The sequence below is a fragment of the Pedobacter sp. AC464 genome (assembly GCF_979253075.1).
On sequence record NZ_CEEDBV010000001.1, the window covers coordinates 1,194,810 to 1,211,722 of the forward strand.

Genomic DNA, 16,913 nt, shown 5'->3' on the forward strand with positions numbered 1-16,913 from the left:
TTTTAAGGATGAAACAAGAAGAAATACACTGGGGCGATTGGCACAGGATTCTTTTCGGCAACGCCCCTGAAACCTTTTTGGCTGAAGTGTTTGTTCGAACCATAATCGTTTACCTTTTACTCCTGATTACGCTTCGTTTTCTTGGTAAGCGTATGGGCGGACAACTAACCATATCGGAGCTGGCAGTGATGTTAACCTTAGGCGCAATCGTTTCGGTACCAATGCAACTGCCAGACAGGGGTTTGCTGCAAGGTTTGCTGGTATTAGTTTGTGCGGTAATTTTTCAACGTGGTCTAAACTATTTTGCAGTAAAGTATGAAAAGATAGAACAAATAACACAAGGACATGAAAGCTTATTGGTTGCAGATGGCGTAATTGCGGTAGAACAGCTGGCGATGATGAAAATTTCAAGAGAGCAATTGCTCGCAGAGCTAAGGTGCCAAAAGATTTATAATCTCGGCGAGGTAAGGCGGGTTTACCTGGAAGCTTGTGGATTATTCTCCGTCTTCAAGTATAATGAACCAAAACCAGGCCTCCTGATTTTGCCACCCGCAGAAAAAAACATTCTACAATTTGCATACAAGCAAAGTGAAATGGTGTGTGGCAATTGCGGAAATACCATAAGTTCGCAAGTTTCTGTTGATAAGCGATGTGAAAAATGCGGAAGCAATGAAATTACAAACGCCACCTTGACTAAAAACTTATGAAAGAATACGATATCAGGATAACAGACTTACATCGCATCCTTTTCGGCGATGTTCCATACCACTTTTACATTGAGGTTATTGTTCGGGTTGCTTTCATTTATATTTTGCTCATGGTATCCATGAGGCTTATGGGGAAACGAATGTCGTCTCAACTAAGCAGAAATGAAATGGCAGCCGTAGCCTCGCTCGCCGCTGCCATCGGGATTCCTTTGATGACGCCAGACCGAGGCCTTTTACCTGCTATTGCAATTGCGATAGTAATTGTTAGCTATCAAATATTTATTGCGGCTAAATCCGTAAAAAATAAAAAATTCGAGTCTATAACACAGGATAAATACGACACGCTGGTAAAAGATGGCGTGCTGGAGTTGGACACCATGCTTGCTACCAGAATTAGCCGCGACCGCGTATTTGCGCAGTTAAGATCCGAAGGCATAACACACCTTGGCCTGGTATCGAGAATGTATTTTGAAGCCGGAGGATTTTTCAGCCTGGTCCAAAACCCCGAACCCAAACCGGGTCTCTCTATCATTCCCGTTTGGGATAAAGATTTCTCGCGGGATGTGCACCAGCAAACAAAAACTTTAGTGTGCCAAAAATGTGGAAACGAGAAGACAGATCAATTCTCTGAGACAAACAGCATCTGCGATCATTGTGGCGAAAAACATTGGACTAACTCCGTAGAGACGAAGGAATAATTTTTATTCTTTAGCTAGTGAGATTGTTTTGATGTTTAACGTAAACCTTCGTTAATCTAGATCTGTTAAATTTTTCGATTCATTATTTGGTTAAAATCTCTACTTTTCCTCCGTTTTTAAATAAATCATGCGAAACAAAATATCCATTTAGATCTTTTCCATTCACTTTTATTTTTGTCATGTCTCTACCCTTCCCTGGTTTAGAAATGGTGATGTACTTCCCGTTACTGCTTCGCCATTTCACTTCATCAAATAATGGTACGGTTACAATATATTCTGCATCGGTGGCCGAAAATGGATATAAGCCTAACGCACTGAAAACGTACCAGGAAGACATTTCACCTGCATCGTCCATACCACTAAGCGCCAGTCCATCATCGCCAATGCCGTAAAGGTTGTTTAAAATGTTGTCCAGAATCTTCTGAGATTTTTCTGGCTTGCCAATAAAGTGGTACGAGAAAGGTGCTTCATGGTCTGGCTGGTTTCCATGGCAATATTGACCAATCATCGTTTCCACATTTCTGGCTATGTATTTCGGGTTCCATGGAACTGTAAATAAAGAATCCAGCTTCGATTCAAAGCCTTTTGCGCCACCGTAAAGCTCAATTAATCCGTTCATATCATGTGGTGCAAAAAATGAAACCTGCCATGCATTTGCTTCGCGATACATGTATTCGTAATATGGGAATTGAGGATTGAAAGGTTTTATCCAGCTTCCATCAGCAAGTTTACCACGCATAAAACGGGTAGATGGATCAAACATATTTTTATAGTTTTTAGATCTTGCCATTAAAATTCGGTAATTGGCTGTATCTCCTAACTTCTTTGCCAGCTGTGCTACTGAATAATCATCGTAAGAATATTCCAGGGTTTTAGATACACCTGCACTTGCCTTTGTTTCTACCTGCGGGTCTTTAATATCCGGCTCGGAAATAAATCCTTTGGCAATGTACTCTTCCACGTGCGGACGAGCGCCACCCGGTGTATTCGCATTTTTCAATAAAATTTGATACGTGCCTTTAATATCAAAATTATCAATGCCCCGCAAGTAAGCACCGGCAATAGAAGATGAACCATGGTCGCCATGAAAAAATGTTGGAATGAAGCCTTTTTTGTCGCCAACATCCTTCATCGATTTAATCACATCAAGCGTAACATCTGGAGATATCAGGCCCAAAAGCACATCTTTATTTCTGTAGGTATCCCAAAGAGATGGCTCTGTGTAATATCTAAAATCAGATTTCACAACTTTTTTATTAGCATCCGTATACTCACCGTTCACATCACTTCGCAGTGCAGGCCACAAAAAAGAACGGTACAAACATGAGTACAACATCACTTTTTGTTTCTCCGTGCCACCCTTTACCTGGATAGACGATAAAATCGATTCCCACTTCGTGGTCGCCTCATTTCTGATTTGATTAAAAGACTTATTTCCGATCTCCTTAAGAAGATTTTCTTTCGCGTTTTCGGTACTAACAAACGAAAGCCCGATTTTTAGCTCTACTGCCTGTCCATTGCCATCTGCGAGGTGAGCGATAGCAAATCCGCTACGTTTCCCTTCTTCTGATACATCTAATTTTTCAATTTTTGTATTGATGATGGCATAGAAATAAACATTCTCACCGCCCTGAAAACCTTTTATAACATTGGTTCCTTCCTGAGTTATGTTCCATGTTGAAACCCGGCTGTTCGCTTTGCCCAAATCGAAAAGCACCTGGCGGTTTACATTATCTTTGAATTCATATTTATGGAAGCCCGCCCTAAGTGTTGAGGTTAAGCTCACATTTACTTTATAATCATCTAGATATACCTGATAAAAGCCAGGAGCTGCATGCTCATTCTTATGGGAAAACTTTGAACCGAATTTTGTTCCTGGATTAAACATGGGCAAAATTGGAATGTTACAAAGGTTCCAATGACCCTTATTGGTGTGCGTAAAACCGTAGATCATAGAATCTTCGTACTCATAACCTGCACCGGAGCCATATTCAGTCATCGGACTTAATTGCACCATTGCATTGGGCAAAGAGCTCCCGGGGAAAGTTAAGCCCGCCCATGAACGCCAACCTTGAGGAAGTTCATAGCCTAGAATTTTCGGATCGGTTAAAGGGGCCGTACCGATAAAGGTATTTACATATTTGGAATAGCTGCCCACAGATTGCCCATTTGCTGCAGAACAGAACAACAATATTACGACTAAATTCAAGAGTTTTTTTCCGGAAAGTTTCATGCTTATTGATATATTTTGGTTGGTAATTCAAATATATAAAATTATAATAATGAGTATAAAAAGTAGCATTAACGTTACGCTAAATCGATTTATTTAAAACTGAAAATAATATTTAAGTTTTTGCCAATTGACAAATAATAACTGGAAACCGACTGCTATATTTAACCGATGGAAGAAATGATTGATTACATTTTGCGTTTCGGTGCAATTACCAAACAACAGATAGCGCTTGCAAAATCGAAAGCAGAAACGATACACCTTAAAAAAGGAGAATATTTTTCTGAAGCCAACAAGAATGCCAAGCAAGTTGGCTTCATTGTACAAGGTGTAATCCGGGTTTGTTACTACGGCAAAAACGGTGAAGAGTACACAAGATGTTTCGTGCGTGAGGAACGATTTGTAGTAGATTCGGTGAGCTTTTTTAACGATACGCCATCGTCAGAATATGTTGAGGCGGTAACCGATTGTACGTTGCTGGTTTTTAGTAAGCGGTCCTTTGCCGAGCTTTCAGTTGCTATCAGCAATTGGAACGATATTTTTACCAGAATTCTTACTGACGCATTAATGAAAAAAGTTCAGGACAGCAACACAATGCTTAACCAGGATGCCACTACAAGGTATTTAAAGTTTCTGGAGCTGTTTCCGAATATGGCCAACCGGGTTCCACTTTCTATGCTCGCCTCGTACTTGGGCATTACACAATCTTCGCTGAGCAGGATAAGAAAAAACATCAGCTGATATTGTTTTTGCCATTTGGCAAATCTTTTCCGCTTTTTATACATCAACTTTGTTGTACAAAAAAAGATATTATGAAAAAGAAAGTATTAATAACAGGTGGCAATAAAGGAATTGGTTTTGAAACTGCGAAGCAACTTTTAGCGAAGAATTATTTCGTCTACATTGGCTGTCGCGATAAGGAAAAAGCTTCAGAAGCACTTAGCCAATTAAAAGCCCTTGGCTTTAATGACGTTGAAGCGATAGCCCTTGATGTAACTAGCGAGGAATCTATTAAACTTGCTGCTGCACAAATTGACTCCCTTGATATACTGATTAATAACGCGGGCATTCCGGGTTCCTATCCGCAAAAAGCATCAGAAACTTCTCAGGAAAACTTAAGGAACGTGTTTGATACAAACTTCTTTGGGTTGATACAAACAACTCAGGCTTTTATTCCACCGCTTAAGCAATCGGAAACGCCCCGAATTGTGAACGTATCAAGCGATTTGGGTTCTTTAGGTAACCATAGCAACCCTGAATGGGAACATTACGATGTTAAATTGCTGGCTTACTGTTCATCTAAAACGGCACTAAATGCATTTACGGTTATGTTGGCCTACGAGTTTAAGGATACAAATTTCAAAATTAACAGTGTAAATCCAGGTTACACCAGAACAGAATTTAACAATAACCAAGGTCCAAAGCCAGTTGAGGAAGCAGGCGAATTGATTGTTAAATATGCCATACTGGATGATAAGGGGCCAACCGGTAAATTTTTCAGCGAAGGCGGTGAGTCGCCATGGTAGAATTATAAGCGCCCGAATTCCGGGCGCTTACAGTATTTGCAAAAAAAAGACCCGTTCCGAAAACCGAAACGAGCCTAACAATTAAACTTTTAATAAAGCAGGTTTTTCATGGTAAGTTCGCCAAAGCAACTCGCCAAATAAGGTATTAGACCAGGCAAACCACGACCTCGTAAATTTTGCAGGGTCATTTTTATTAAACGATTCATGCATGAAACCCGTTCCTGCGTGGGTTTTCCTTAAGGTTTCAATACACATTTTAATTTCGTTATCATCTTTAGAAGTTAAGGCCCTCATCGTGATACTCATCGGCCAAATCATGTCCTGTCCGGCGTGTGGCCCACCAATTCCTTCCGCTGCAGAACCTTTAAAGAAGTATGGATTATCAAGCGACAAAGCAAACTTTCGGGTGTTCTGATAAATAGGATCATCTAACTTTACAGCGCCCAGGTAAGGCAATGCTAACAAACTCGGCACATTTGAATCATCCATCAGGTAAGTGCTTCCGAAACCATCAACCTCGAAGGCATAAATTTTCCCATATTTTGGATGGTTTACAATGGCGTGTTTTTGAATAGCGGCATTCACCTCATCAGCCAGATTTAGCAGGCTATTTACCAAAGCAGTATCTGGCTGAAGCGCCTTTACCATTTCTGCAGCTTGCTTTAAACTTGTAACAGCAAAGAAATTCGAAGGAATCAGGAATGGAAATATCGTAGCGTCATCACTGGGGCGGAAAGCCGAACAGATTAAACCCACCGGATTTACCGGAAAACCATAACCAGCCATTGGCAAACTATCAGTTGGCTGAGTAGTTTCTCTCTGAAAATGGTAAGCGCCTTTCGAAGTTTTGCGTTGCTGATCCTTAAAAGTTTTCAGCGTAGCCTCGATTCCCTTTTTCCAATCGGAATCGAAAGGCGTTTTATCGCCGGTTTTTTTCCAGTAATGATAAGCCAAACGAATTGGATAACATAAAGAATCTATTTCCCATTTACGCTCATGTACTCCCGGTTGCATGGCGGTTTTATCCGTTTTCCACTCACCTACTTTATTTGCATCACCATAAAAAGCATTAGCATAAGGATCTTTTAAAACACACTTAGTTTGATGGATGATTACGCCGGCAATGAGTTTTTTTAAAGGTGCGTCATCATTTACAAACTGTAGATATGGCCAAACCTGTGCAGAGCTGTCTCTTAGCCACATTGCATCAATGTCGCCGGTAATAACATAGGTATCCGGGCGACCGTTTTTTTCTGAATGATAAACAGTTGTATCCAGTGTATTTGGGAAGCAATTTTCAAACAGCCAGCTCAATTCAGGGTTTTTAACATTCGCCTGGAAAGTCTTAATTGCATCATCAACAGCTTTGCTTTTGAAGTGCCTTTTTCCTTCTGCCACTCTTACTACAGGAAATTCTGCAATTAAATCTGCTGCAAAAGAAAATTTCGATGCTAGCACACCGGCTCCTAAAAGGCTTGTGTTCTGTATAAAAGTTCTCCTTTTCATAATTAATTTGTGTGTTATCTTAGTTTAGGTTATTGGGCTTAGCAAACAATACTAATCTCAACTTAAGTTACAGTCGATTCCAGAATTATTCGGTTAGAACAAAACAAATATATATTAAAAATTAATTAAGTTCAAAATACAAAACATCAATTTAACTACTCCTAAATCGTTTTTCCTAAACCGTAGTTATTTCATACAGTTATCAAACGATACTATCCAGTAGAAAAATAAATGTTTTATGGCCGGGCAAGTTTGAATAGCAGTGCAATTGCAGTTTGAAGGCCAAAATTTAATGTCAGAGACCTTACACGCGACACTTTAACGGAAAGTAAACAACTGATTTTAAAAATGTTATGTCGAGCTGTTGCTTTTTTATATATTTAATTAATAATAAAGTTCGCCCGTTTTTATTATCAATTTTCTAACGTCTAATGTTTTTTTAACTAAATAACCTCTTATGACAACCAAATTCGGTTTTACCAAAATGGACATCGATGAATTTGAAACATGGATTTCAAATTTGAGGGTGGCCCGTACCATTCTTTACATTCAGGAACACCACACCTGGAGCCCAAGTTATGTTCAGTGCAAGGCGAACAATCAATTTGAGATACAACAGGGCATGAAAACTTATCATGTAAGTACACATGGCTGGATGGATATTGGTCAGCATTTCAGCACGTTCCCCGACGGGAGTATTTTGACCGGCAGGAGCCTTGAAAGTACACCCGCCTGTATTGTGGGTTTTAACTCGAATGCGATTTGTATAGAAAATGTAGGTAATTTTGATAAGGGTAAGGATGTAATGACACCGGCCCATCGCGACACGATTATTAGAATGGCAGCCGCCCTTTGCAAAAAATTCAGCATCAATGTAAGTAGCGATAAAATTGTCTACCACCATTGGTTTAATTTGAGCACCGGCGCCCGGAACAACGGCTCGGGGAATAACAAAACATGCCCGGGAACGGATTTTTTTGGTGGTAATAAAGTTGCAGATTGCGAAAGTAATTTTTTACCACTTGTTAAAGCTAAAGTTGTTGGCAAAATAAATCCGGCTACACAAAACACTGTTATTAAGTACGTTACTGTTATTAGCGATACGCTAAATATCCGTGAAGATGCAGATGCGCAAAGCAAAAAAGTAAGCGGCAGAGCGCCTGTTATTTTAGGCTCGGTGCTACGGGTGTTTCAGGAAAAAAATGGCTGGTATAAAATATCAGGCTCTCAGCAGCAATGGATAAACGCTGCCTATACAAAAGAGGTGAAACGGGCAACCGTAAATGCAGATACTTTGAATGTTCGCAGCGGACCTGCAAATATTTTCCCAAAGGTAGCTGCGTTTGCAAAGGGGCAGGAAGTTTTCGTAATTGACGAGGAAAATGGCTGGTGCAAAATCAGCGCAGAAAATAAATGGGTCAAAAAAGAGTTCCTCGATATGGCATAGCTCCTTAACAAAATTATTTCCGCTTTTGTATTTCTGTTTTAGTCAGGTTTGATAACCTTGAATTTGTGAACGACTTTGGTGCTTCCAGGATGATTTTACTTGCAATATTATGTATTTCTCCGCCCGTTATTTCATAATCGTTAGCAATTTCTTCAAGATTTATCTGAACATCAGCCTTAACCATGGTGCTTAAATTTTTTCGCCATAATTGAAAGCGTTGTTGCTTGTCTGGCATAGGAAAATTTATTTTAAACCTTAAACGGCGCAGGAAAGAGTCGTCGAGTGTTGATTTTGAATTGGTTGAAAAGATAGCAAAGCAATTGGCTGCTTCTAGCTCGTTAAGAAATTTGGCCGTTTCAATATTTGCGTATTTGTCATGACTATCTTTAACACTTGTTCTCTTACTAAAAAGCGCTTCCGCCTCATCAAGCAATAAAATTACGTTTGCCTCCCTCCCTTTACTTAGAATTTTCGACAAGTTTGCTTCCACTTCATTGTTATGTGCTGATAAAACAGATGCCAAATCTACACGCCAAAGATTTTTGTTGTTACGCTTTGCAAGAAGCGATGCCGTTAAAGTTTTTCCCGTACCGGAAGGTCCGTAGAAAAGCAAGAGCGAAGACTGAGATTTTTGTTTCAAGGCTGAATTTACCGCCTCAATTTCTGATAATATGCGTTCTGGTAAAACCAAATCCGAAAAATTTAATTCAGTTTCGGTTTTTCCTAAGATGAAGTTTTTTTTGTTTTCCATGTAGCACTCAATTAAGACGAAGCCATTTTAATTTGAAGCCGGGAAATTATAAACTCGGCCGGCCGAACGGCCGCAATCCCTATTTCTAAAATAAGTCTGCCTTCCAAAACATCCAAGGAAGTCATTGTAGAATTTAAGCCCACACCAACGTAAAAAGCCTGTTCGGGTTTGGCGCCCTGCATTGCCCCCTGGCGCCACAACTCAGTAAGAAAATTTTCACACATCGCTTTCACCTTTATCCAGGTACCAGCATCGTTAGGTTCAAAAACAAACTGTTGAGCAGCTTTTAGGATACTTTCTTCAACAAAAATGAAAAATCGTCTTATTTGCAGATAACGCCATTCATTATCGTTTCCTGCCAAAGTTCTGGAGCCCCAAACAAGAGTTCCTTTTCCGGTAAATTCCCGGATTGGGTTAATGGATTTTCCTTCAGCTGAATCAACGTTTAAGTAAGCGGCTTCAGCTGATAATAAGGCAACTGTCGGCTTTATGACACACCAAAATTTATTGCCTGCAGGCGTTTTCCAAACACCACTATTTTTATCAGTACTCGCAATAACTCCCGCAACGGCCCCTGATGGCGGAACATCAATGGTTATTTTTGTTAGTTCAGTTCTTATGCGATTGTAAAGCTCCATATTTAGCGCCTTAACCTCAAGCAGAGTTTTGCCGTTCGGCACCCCCGAACGCTGCTTTCCCACATCCGATATAATTACTTTAGCTTCATCGACAAAGTAGTTTAGCGTTGTACTAAGCCATGGGTAGTAAACAGCGCCATATTTTAAATTTACATTTTCAAATTCTTTTCTAATGGCTGAAGCATCTTGCTGCAGATTGCCAGTGAAAACCCAGGGGTCAAAAATAGCAATCCTGTCTTTCAATGTCGCACATAAAGCCAATGTTGCATTGTAAAGGTTCGGATAGCCCGATGTAAATTCGGTGCTTGCCGCATGCCTGTCTGTAAAAATGATCATGGTTGGCTCATCGATTTTTGAAAGTGCTTCCAAAGCGAGCGCACCATCTGAATCATCAAACGTTCTTGAAAAATCTCCTGTCGATAAAATATAACATGGCCCACCGCCATTGGCATAAAACATTTGTATTGAATAAAACATGTAAAAACCACTAAATTTTTTTGGATTAGCAGCAACAGTTACATGTTGCATAAGGTTATGAGGTGTAAATTGATTAACCTTAATGTCGAATACTTTGTCTTCAGAATAGGCGCCACCGAAGTGTTGCTGAAAACCCGCAAAAGAGTCAAGTCTTAGGGCTTTCAACGCATTGCCAGAGGAAGTCGTTATTGAAGTATTCAAATCATCTTTAACAAATTCTGTGTGACCAATAAATATAGGAACTGCAGTTTCTACCCGAGCAACTGATGGTGGGAATTTATGTACTTCCTCTATGTAAACGCCTGGCGTTTTGTATATTTTAGACATATTTTAAGGGACAACTAACTGAAATTCAAAACAATAATTAAATATAATAATAATTTACAGTTATCAGTATTCTAACCCGTTGATGATGTGTGCTTTAAAAGAAAGGCCGTTTTGAAATATAAACTTTGCAATAATCTTAATTTTTGTATCTTTAAAAATACGTTTAAGAATTGCTGATCCGAAGTGCAAAAGATGGATAACTTAACCAATCCTGCGCTCCTTGCTGTAGCCTAACCAAATCATCTCTTTACCCCAAAATTGCGATTCGAAAACAATCATCCAAATAAAAATGAATGCCGAGCAAAAACTTTTAAACAGGCGAATTGCGTCTATCGATATCCTGCGTGGTTTAGTAATGGTGATTATGGCCTTAGATCATACCCGTGACTTTTTTCACATCGGCGCTATGACGGGAGACCCACTTAATCCTGACACCACTACAGGCATTTTATTTTTTACCCGCTGGATTACCCATTTTTGTGCGCCGACATTTATCTTTTTATCAGGGCTGTCTGCCTATCTTTCTGCACAACGCAAAACGCCTGCCGCGGCTAGTATTTTCTTATTGAAAAGAGGATTATGGTTAGTTTTTGTTGAAGTTGTGCTTATAACCTTTGGCTTAACATTCAATCCGTTTTATAATTTTATTATCTTACAGGTTATCTGGGCAATTGGTTTCAGCATGATTTTACTGGCACTGTTTAGCAGAATATCGTATAAATTAGTCTTGATAACCGGCATATTGCTTGTAGTTGGGCACGATGCTTTCAGCTTCTTGCCAGCACCAAAAGATGAGGTTTCTGGCACTTTATTGAAGGTTTTCTTCACGGCTTCAGGAACTGTTCTTCCGTTAGGAAATAATCATTTTGTAGGTGTGTTTTATGCCATTCTACCTTGGACAGGTATTATGTTTCTGGGTTATGCTGCCGGAAAGTGGTTTTTAAAGGATTATAGTCCGCTGCAACGGCGAAGGAATCTTGTAAATTTTGGCGCACTCGCCCTAATTACATTTGTTGCGTTGCGTTTACTAAGCCTTTATGGCGACCCGGCACCAAGAAAAGAATATCATGATGCTTTTAAAAACCTGCTTTCTTTTTTCAATGTAAGTAAATATCCGCCGTCATTAGAGTACACCTGTATTACCCTGGGCGCCGCAATGCTTTTCTTGGCGATTACGGAAAGAGTGACCAATAAATTAAGCAAGGTTTTATCCGTTTACGGAAATGTGCCATTTTTCTATTACGTACTACATTTCTATCTGCTGCACATCACTTTGATTTTGTTGTTCTTTCTCGAAGGAAATACGACAAAACAGATTCCACAACTTCCCTTTTATTTTAGACCCGTAAACTTTGGATATGACCTTTGGATGGTTTATTGCATCTGGCTTTTGGTGATCGCTTCTCTTTATTATCCCTGTAAATGGTTTAAAAATTATAAATCGAATCACAAAAAATGGTGGCTTAGTTATGTTTAAAAAAGCCACTCAATGCGTGGAGCAATAATAGCGGGCTGTTTATGCGAACAGGTGATAATTCTTTAACATTTGTGATTTCGCGTTCGGTGTTTATGGGGTTTGTCTGGATTTAACTTCAGATTTTAAACAGATTTTCACATTTAATTTGTGAAAACCGCTTAAATGAGATTCTGCCTCCCACTATTTGTTCTGCTTTTATTTTACCAAAATTCCTTTGCTCAAAACAACATTAAAATTGTTGTGAAAGATGCTTTCCAAAAGACTGTTCCAAACGTAACTGTTCTGCGCAAATCAAATCCTTCCGAGCAACTTAAAACAGATAAAAACGGCTTTGCAACATTTCGGGATTCGAAAACCGGATACGATACACTGCAATTTAAGCACATTGGATTTCAAACCCGGACGCTGGCGATTTCAATCCCGGATACAGTTGTTCATGAAATTATACTAGCCGTTCAGGAAGATTCATTAAGCGAAGTTACCATTGTTGCCTCCACAAGAAATAACGAAAGGATTGAACAAGCAACAACGAAGGTAGAAGTCCTCGGCCTTGAAGAAATGAATGAGGAAAGTATGGTAAAACCGGGTAACGTGGCGAGCATTTTAGGCGATATCAGCGGTGTTCAGGTGCAGCAGTCCTCTGCGGTTTCAGGCAATTCAAATGTAAGAATTCAGGGGCTGGATGGCAAATACACTCAAATTCTTCGCGATGGAATGCCACTCTTTGATGGGTTTTCCGGTGGCTTTGGCGTGTTGTCGATAGCGCCTCTCGATTTGAAACAGCTCGAACTGATTAAGGGCTCATCGTCGACCTTGTACGGAGGTGGCGCAATAGGCGGAATAATTAATTTCATTTCCAAAAAACCAGCCTTTGAACCTGATGCGTCAATTGTTGTGAATGCCTCTACATTAAAGGAGAAAAATTTAAACCTTTATTTTGCAAAGCGAGGCCTGTATTCTGGTTTTACTTTTTTCGGAGGTGAAACCGTTCAGCATGAAGTTGATGTTGATAACGATGGCTTGAGCGATGTGCCACGTCTGAGCAGTACAATACTGCATCCTGTATTGTTCTTTTATCCTTCAGAAAACAGTAGGATTTCATTGGGTTGGGCCGGTAGTTTTGAAAAGCGTACTGGCGGAGATATGCTTGCAATTAATGAAAAAGCAATAAGCCCTAACCAATACGTTGAGCGCAACGAGCTTAGCCGAAATACTTTTACACTTTTAGCAGATTCAAAGCTCAACAGGCTTCTCAGCGCCTCTGTTAAAGGATCTTTCTCAAATTTCGACCGCAAGATTGAAACGAATTCTTATCTATTTAACGGAACACAGCAAAACTACTATGCGGAAGCCTCTTTAATAACTGTATTGAGTAAGCACAGAATAATTGGCGGCTTAAATTTGGTTGGCGACAACTTCAGGCCGTCATCGGCAACACCCGTTAAAGTTGGGCAGGTTAAAAATGATGTTCAGGGTTTATTTGTACAAGATAGCTGGGCAATTTTTTCAAACACCAAAGTTGAAGCAGGTTTAAGGGTAGATCATAGCAATTACCATATTTTTGTACTACCAAGGCTTGCCATGTTTTACAACTTGAATGAGAAACTGGGAATTCGGGGAGGTTTTGGCTCCGGGTATAAGTCTCCAAATCCGTTAGCCCCACAAATTAAAGATTACGACATTAACAAAATTAGTCAACTTAACCAAGGTGCCCCTACCGAACGCTCTTTGGGTGGTAATTTAGAAGTGAATTATAAGTACGCATGGGATGAAAACAGCATTTTCATAAATCAGGCTTTTTTTCGCACAAGCGTTAAAAATCCATTTATTGGTTTTGAAGATACCAATGGTGATTTGAATTTCTTTTCTGCAACTAAGCCAATTGTTACCCAGGGCTTTGATAGTTATGTTCAAATGAAGTTTCGCGATTGGGAAATTTATTTTGGTTATACCTTTACGGATGCCAGAAGAACTTATCTAAGCGATAACCGATTTGTAGCGCTAACACCAAAAAACCGTGCCGCAAGCACGATAGTTTATGAAATTGAAGACGCCTGGCGCTTAGGTATTGAAGCATCTTACAATGGAAAACAATTCAGAGACGATGAAGCGCAAACACAGGATTATATTTTTATGGCTGCGATGCTTGAGCGTAAGTTTGGACCGAAGTTTAGCCTCGTTTTAAATGCTGAAAACATTTTTGACAAGCGCCAAAGCAGATACGAGAAAATATTTACAGGCACAATTCAAAACCCAGCTTACAAAGCCTTGTGGGCGCCCCTGGATGGCCGGGTAATTAACCTGGCGGTACGCTATTCGCCTTTCGCGAAAGCAAAATAAGGGAATCAGAATTGACCATAAAGCATTAACCCATTGGCACCGTTTTGATGAAATGGCGCTAAAGTGAAGTTTCGGTTTTTCTTCTTTGAGATTAAGTTACGAACATATGGGTAAAGCAAATAAGAGATTTTGGTAGATGCGATGCCAAAACCGGCGCCTGCAACAACATCACTAAACCAATGCTTATTGTTATACATTCTAAGGGTACCAGTTGCTGTTGCCACAAAGTAACCGGCATAACCATACCATGGCGAAACGTCTTTGTACTCCTGCTTTAAAAACTCAGCAGCAGCAAAAGCAGAAGCCGTATGGCCCGATGGGAAAGAATTATAAGCAGATCCATTTGGGCGGAGGCGATGCTCTGCCTGCTTTACAAAGTGTGTTGATAGCCCCATAATGGCTGCCGAGGTCGCATACAAAAATGTTGCATCGGCTAGATTATGTTTGCCTTTAATGCCTGCTAAATTTAATCCATAAACGGCCAGCGCCGGTGCAAACTGCACATAATCATCTACATGGGCAGCAAATAACGGATGGTCTTCCTGCAATTCATCTTTTGTACTAACATCTAACTGCCTCAATGCGCCATTATTATGCACTGCAGCGAAACCATATCCGATTAGAACGGCCGGAATAATTATCGGCGCAATCTTAAAAACCGGCGCTTTTACAGATTGATTTACCAATCGCTGTTTCAAAAATTCGGTAGAATCCTGTTTTTGTTGAGCAAACGAAGTTGTGGTAAACAGCGTTGAAAAGAAAAATATTATTGTGGTTTTGCGCATTACTTTTTCTTCGAAGATAATGGCCAATTATGAAGCAAAACTGTAGATACTTCAGTTTTTGAAAGCGATTGTAAAACAATGATTTCCTTCTGGAAAAGAGTAGCTGACACTAAAATTGTACAGCGCACAAATTTGCTTGATTATTGCCAAACCCAGCCCCATCCCTTCTGAGGCAGCAGATTTGAAAAATCTATCGAAGTGTTGTTCTGTAAGTGCAAACTCTTTTCCTGGATTAATTATTTCGAGGATGCCCGCACGAAGGTTTATGGTAATAAACCCATTTGTCCGGTTGTATTTTATTGCGTTGGCCAGCAAATTATTTAATAGAATTTCTGCCAGATAACGACTCATTTCCACTTCGCAAGATTGTAAATCAACGTTAACTTTTAAATTCGATTCACTAAAAATTTCCTGGAATTGTCTGCATTTTTCATCAACAAGTTCACTGATGTCGACCCGTTGAAGGTCTGAAATTAATTTATTTTCGATTTTCGTTAAAAGTAACAGCGATTGGTTCAGCTTTGTAAGTCGGTTAATTGCGATATAGATATCATTCAATAGCAGACCCTGCTGCTCACTAATTGGGCCGGCTTGCAACAAGCTATCAAGTTTAGAGTTAATAACGGCCAATGGCGTCATCATCTCATGCGAAGCATTATCGGTAAAACTTCTGAGTTCTTTATAATCCTGCCGAACACTCGAAGCCATTTGAACTGCCGCAATGTTAAGTTCCTGAAATTCGTCTACCTTGGTTGCATTCAATTCAATCTCACTCATTTTGATAAGATTGAAAGCTTTCATTTGTTGTAAAATAAAATAGAAGGGCTGCCAAAGTCGGTTTAAGAAAAACCTGTTTATTAAAATTAAGCTAGCCAACAGCAGGCAAGTTACGCCGAGGGTAATCAGTAAAATTATCCGAACTAAATCGTCGGCTTCTAGCCTGGATTTTGTAATCGTGACCTCATATAATTTATCGCCCTGCAAAATTGTGGTAACCAAACTCCTCCCTGGTTCTGCTTCATTTTCCTTTGCATTAAAAAAAGTTGTGTTCCTGAAAAATCTGCTTCCATTTGCATTTTTATCCAATTGTTTATATTGAACCTGCTGATCAAGAAAACTTGCCGGCAGTGGTAGTTTGCGATAAGTAGACACATACTGTTTTATCTCATTTTCTTCAACTGCAAGGTCTCTGTCCAGTTTCTCCGTAAAAATGAAATGGATAACCACATAATAAATAACGCCGGTAATTAAAAGAATAATAATCGCTGTGATGATGTTAACCCGGTTGTATCTGTCTGCTAATTTCATACAGTTGCAAATTTATATCCAATTCCATAAACCGACTGCAGATAATCATTGGCGCCAGCCTCGATAAACTTTTTGCGGAGATTTTTGATGTGTGTGTATATGAAATCGAAATCGTCTGAAATATCAATATCATCACCCCAGAGGTGTTCGGCGATTGCACTTTTGGTTACTACCTTGCCCTTATTGGATAAAAAATAGATAAGCAAGTCGTATTCTTTTTTCGTCAAAGTGAGCAGGTTTCCATTTACAGATGTTTCCATATTGGAAAGGTCGACAGTTATTTCGTTGAACGTTATGACGTTACTACCATCGAACTTTTTGCGGCGAACAATTGCGCTAACCCTTGCTTTTAATTCGGATAAGTGAAAAGGCTTAACCAGGTAATCATCAGCCCCTAAATCCAGTCCGGCGAGCTTATCATCCAGAGAATGCCTTGCGGATATGATTAAAACGCCATCGTTTTTCTTTAATTTCTTAAGTTCCTTGAGCACGTTTAATCCTTCCCCATCAGGCAAACCTAAATCCAGCAGGATACAATCGTAGTCGTAAAGATTTATTTTTTCATACGCAGAAGAATACGTCGACGCCGTTTCACAAATATTGCCAACTTCCGAAAAGTAACTCAAAATACTTTCGAGCAAGGGCAATTCATCTTCAACTATCAGGATTTTCATCTAATCTAAAGTAAAAATTAAC

The 16,913-nt window shown here is 39.7% G+C and carries 14 protein-coding genes; 7 read left to right on the forward strand and 7 right to left on the reverse strand.

Annotation, left to right across the window (positions count from 1 at the left end):
- Positions 1-8 precede the first annotated feature (8 nt).
- Both AC0IWT_RS05165 and AC0IWT_RS05170 read left to right on the forward strand, forming a co-directional pair.
- Positions 9-707 carry a DUF421 domain-containing protein gene (locus AC0IWT_RS05165; protein WP_471796284.1) on the forward strand — a complete coding sequence of 233 codons (699 nt, stop codon included), beginning with the start codon at positions 9-11 and terminating at the stop codon, positions 705-707.
- Positions 704-1,405 carry a DUF421 domain-containing protein gene (locus tag AC0IWT_RS05170; RefSeq protein ID WP_471796285.1) on the forward strand — a complete coding sequence of 234 codons (702 nt, stop codon included), beginning with the start codon at positions 704-706 and terminating at the stop codon, positions 1,403-1,405. The genes AC0IWT_RS05165 and AC0IWT_RS05170 overlap by 4 nt, the downstream gene beginning before the upstream one ends.
- 82 nt (positions 1,406-1,487) lie before the next feature.
- Here the strand turns inward: AC0IWT_RS05170 and AC0IWT_RS05175 are convergent, their stop codons facing one another.
- On the reverse strand, positions 1,488-3,638 hold the full coding sequence (locus AC0IWT_RS05175) for a GH92 family glycosyl hydrolase (RefSeq protein ID WP_471796286.1): 2,151 nt from the start codon (positions 3,636-3,638) through the stop codon (positions 1,488-1,490).
- A gap of 177 nt (positions 3,639-3,815) precedes the next feature.
- On the opposite strand from AC0IWT_RS05175, the gene AC0IWT_RS05180 reads away from it, so the two are divergent.
- Entirely contained in the window at positions 3,816-4,376 is a 561-nt protein-coding gene (locus tag AC0IWT_RS05180; RefSeq protein WP_471796287.1) for a Crp/Fnr family transcriptional regulator, read from the forward strand.
- A gap of 71 nt (positions 4,377-4,447) precedes the next feature.
- Positions 4,448-5,161, forward strand: coding sequence for an SDR family oxidoreductase (locus AC0IWT_RS05185; RefSeq protein ID WP_471796288.1), 714 nt, complete (start codon positions 4,448-4,450; stop codon positions 5,159-5,161).
- Positions 5,162-5,242: 81 nt separating this feature from the next.
- On the opposite strand, the gene AC0IWT_RS05190 is transcribed toward AC0IWT_RS05185, so the two are convergent.
- Complete coding sequence (locus AC0IWT_RS05190; RefSeq protein WP_471796289.1) at positions 5,243-6,667, reverse strand: glycoside hydrolase family 125 protein; 1,425 nt, start codon at positions 6,665-6,667, stop codon at positions 5,243-5,245.
- Positions 6,668-7,124: 457 nt separating this feature from the next.
- Between AC0IWT_RS05190 and AC0IWT_RS05195 the strand changes: the two genes are divergently transcribed.
- Entirely contained in the window at positions 7,125-8,114 is a 990-nt protein-coding gene (locus AC0IWT_RS05195; RefSeq protein WP_471796290.1) for an SH3 domain-containing protein, read from the forward strand.
- A gap of 13 nt (positions 8,115-8,127) precedes the next feature.
- Here AC0IWT_RS05195 and AC0IWT_RS05200 read toward each other — a convergent pair whose 3' ends face one another.
- A complete protein-coding gene (locus tag AC0IWT_RS05200; protein WP_471796291.1) occupies positions 8,128-8,865 on the reverse strand; it encodes an ATP-binding protein in 738 nt (245 codons plus the stop codon).
- A gap of 11 nt (positions 8,866-8,876) precedes the next feature.
- Positions 8,877-10,307, reverse strand: coding sequence for a phage tail sheath family protein (locus AC0IWT_RS05205; RefSeq protein ID WP_471796292.1), 1,431 nt, complete (start codon positions 10,305-10,307; stop codon positions 8,877-8,879).
- Between the two features lie 289 nt (positions 10,308-10,596).
- Between AC0IWT_RS05205 and AC0IWT_RS05210 the strand changes: the two genes are divergently transcribed.
- Entirely contained in the window at positions 10,597-11,784 is a 1,188-nt protein-coding gene (locus AC0IWT_RS05210; protein WP_471796293.1) for an acetyltransferase domain-containing protein, read from the forward strand.
- A 162-nt stretch (positions 11,785-11,946) separates the two neighbouring features.
- Entirely contained in the window at positions 11,947-14,124 is a 2,178-nt protein-coding gene (locus AC0IWT_RS05215) for a TonB-dependent receptor (RefSeq protein ID WP_471796294.1), read from the forward strand.
- 5 nt (positions 14,125-14,129) lie between these two features.
- On the opposite strand, the gene AC0IWT_RS05220 is transcribed toward AC0IWT_RS05215, so the two are convergent.
- The 3 genes from AC0IWT_RS05220 to AC0IWT_RS05230 are packed head-to-tail and all read right to left on the reverse strand — an operon-like array spanning position 14,130 to position 16,891.
- Positions 14,130-14,909, reverse strand: a complete 780-nt coding sequence (locus AC0IWT_RS05220; protein ID WP_471796295.1) for a phosphatase PAP2 family protein — start codon at positions 14,907-14,909, stop codon at positions 14,130-14,132.
- 51 nt (positions 14,910-14,960) lie between these two features.
- Positions 14,961-16,217, reverse strand: a complete 1,257-nt coding sequence (locus AC0IWT_RS05225; protein ID WP_471796296.1) for a sensor histidine kinase — start codon at positions 16,215-16,217, stop codon at positions 14,961-14,963.
- On the reverse strand, positions 16,214-16,891 hold the full coding sequence (locus AC0IWT_RS05230; protein ID WP_056872406.1) for a response regulator transcription factor: 678 nt from the start codon (positions 16,889-16,891) through the stop codon (positions 16,214-16,216). The genes AC0IWT_RS05225 and AC0IWT_RS05230 overlap by 4 nt, the downstream gene beginning before the upstream one ends.
- Positions 16,892-16,913: the final 22 nt, after the last annotated feature.

Excerpts from the sequence above, each read along its gene's own strand:
- AC0IWT_RS05195 (WP_471796290.1), top strand. The coding sequence starts at position 7,125 with ATGACAACCAAATTCGGTTTTACCAAAATGGACATCGATGAATTTGAA.
- AC0IWT_RS05225 (WP_471796296.1), bottom strand. The coding sequence starts at position 16,217 with ATGAAATTAGCAGACAGATACAACCGGGTTAACATCATCACAGCGATT.
- AC0IWT_RS05220 (WP_471796295.1), bottom strand. The coding sequence starts at position 14,909 with ATGCGCAAAACCACAATAATATTTTTCTTTTCAACGCTGTTTACCACA.
- AC0IWT_RS05230 (WP_056872406.1), bottom strand. The coding sequence starts at position 16,891 with ATGAAAATCCTGATAGTTGAAGATGAATTGCCCTTGCTCGAAAGTATT.
- AC0IWT_RS05215 (WP_471796294.1), top strand. The coding sequence starts at position 11,947 with ATGAGATTCTGCCTCCCACTATTTGTTCTGCTTTTATTTTACCAAAAT.
- AC0IWT_RS05170 (WP_471796285.1), top strand. The coding sequence starts at position 704 with ATGAAAGAATACGATATCAGGATAACAGACTTACATCGCATCCTTTTC.
- AC0IWT_RS05205 (WP_471796292.1), bottom strand. The coding sequence starts at position 10,307 with ATGTCTAAAATATACAAAACGCCAGGCGTTTACATAGAGGAAGTACAT.
- AC0IWT_RS05175 (WP_471796286.1), bottom strand. The coding sequence starts at position 3,638 with ATGAAACTTTCCGGAAAAAAACTCTTGAATTTAGTCGTAATATTGTTG.
- AC0IWT_RS05165 (WP_471796284.1), top strand. The coding sequence starts at position 9 with ATGAAACAAGAAGAAATACACTGGGGCGATTGGCACAGGATTCTTTTC.
- AC0IWT_RS05190 (WP_471796289.1), bottom strand. The coding sequence starts at position 6,667 with ATGAAAAGGAGAACTTTTATACAGAACACAAGCCTTTTAGGAGCCGGT.
- AC0IWT_RS05200 (WP_471796291.1), bottom strand. The coding sequence starts at position 8,865 with ATGGAAAACAAAAAAAACTTCATCTTAGGAAAAACCGAAACTGAATTA.
- AC0IWT_RS05210 (WP_471796293.1), top strand. The coding sequence starts at position 10,597 with ATGAATGCCGAGCAAAAACTTTTAAACAGGCGAATTGCGTCTATCGAT.
- AC0IWT_RS05185 (WP_471796288.1), top strand. The coding sequence starts at position 4,448 with ATGAAAAAGAAAGTATTAATAACAGGTGGCAATAAAGGAATTGGTTTT.
- AC0IWT_RS05180 (WP_471796287.1), top strand. The coding sequence starts at position 3,816 with ATGATTGATTACATTTTGCGTTTCGGTGCAATTACCAAACAACAGATA.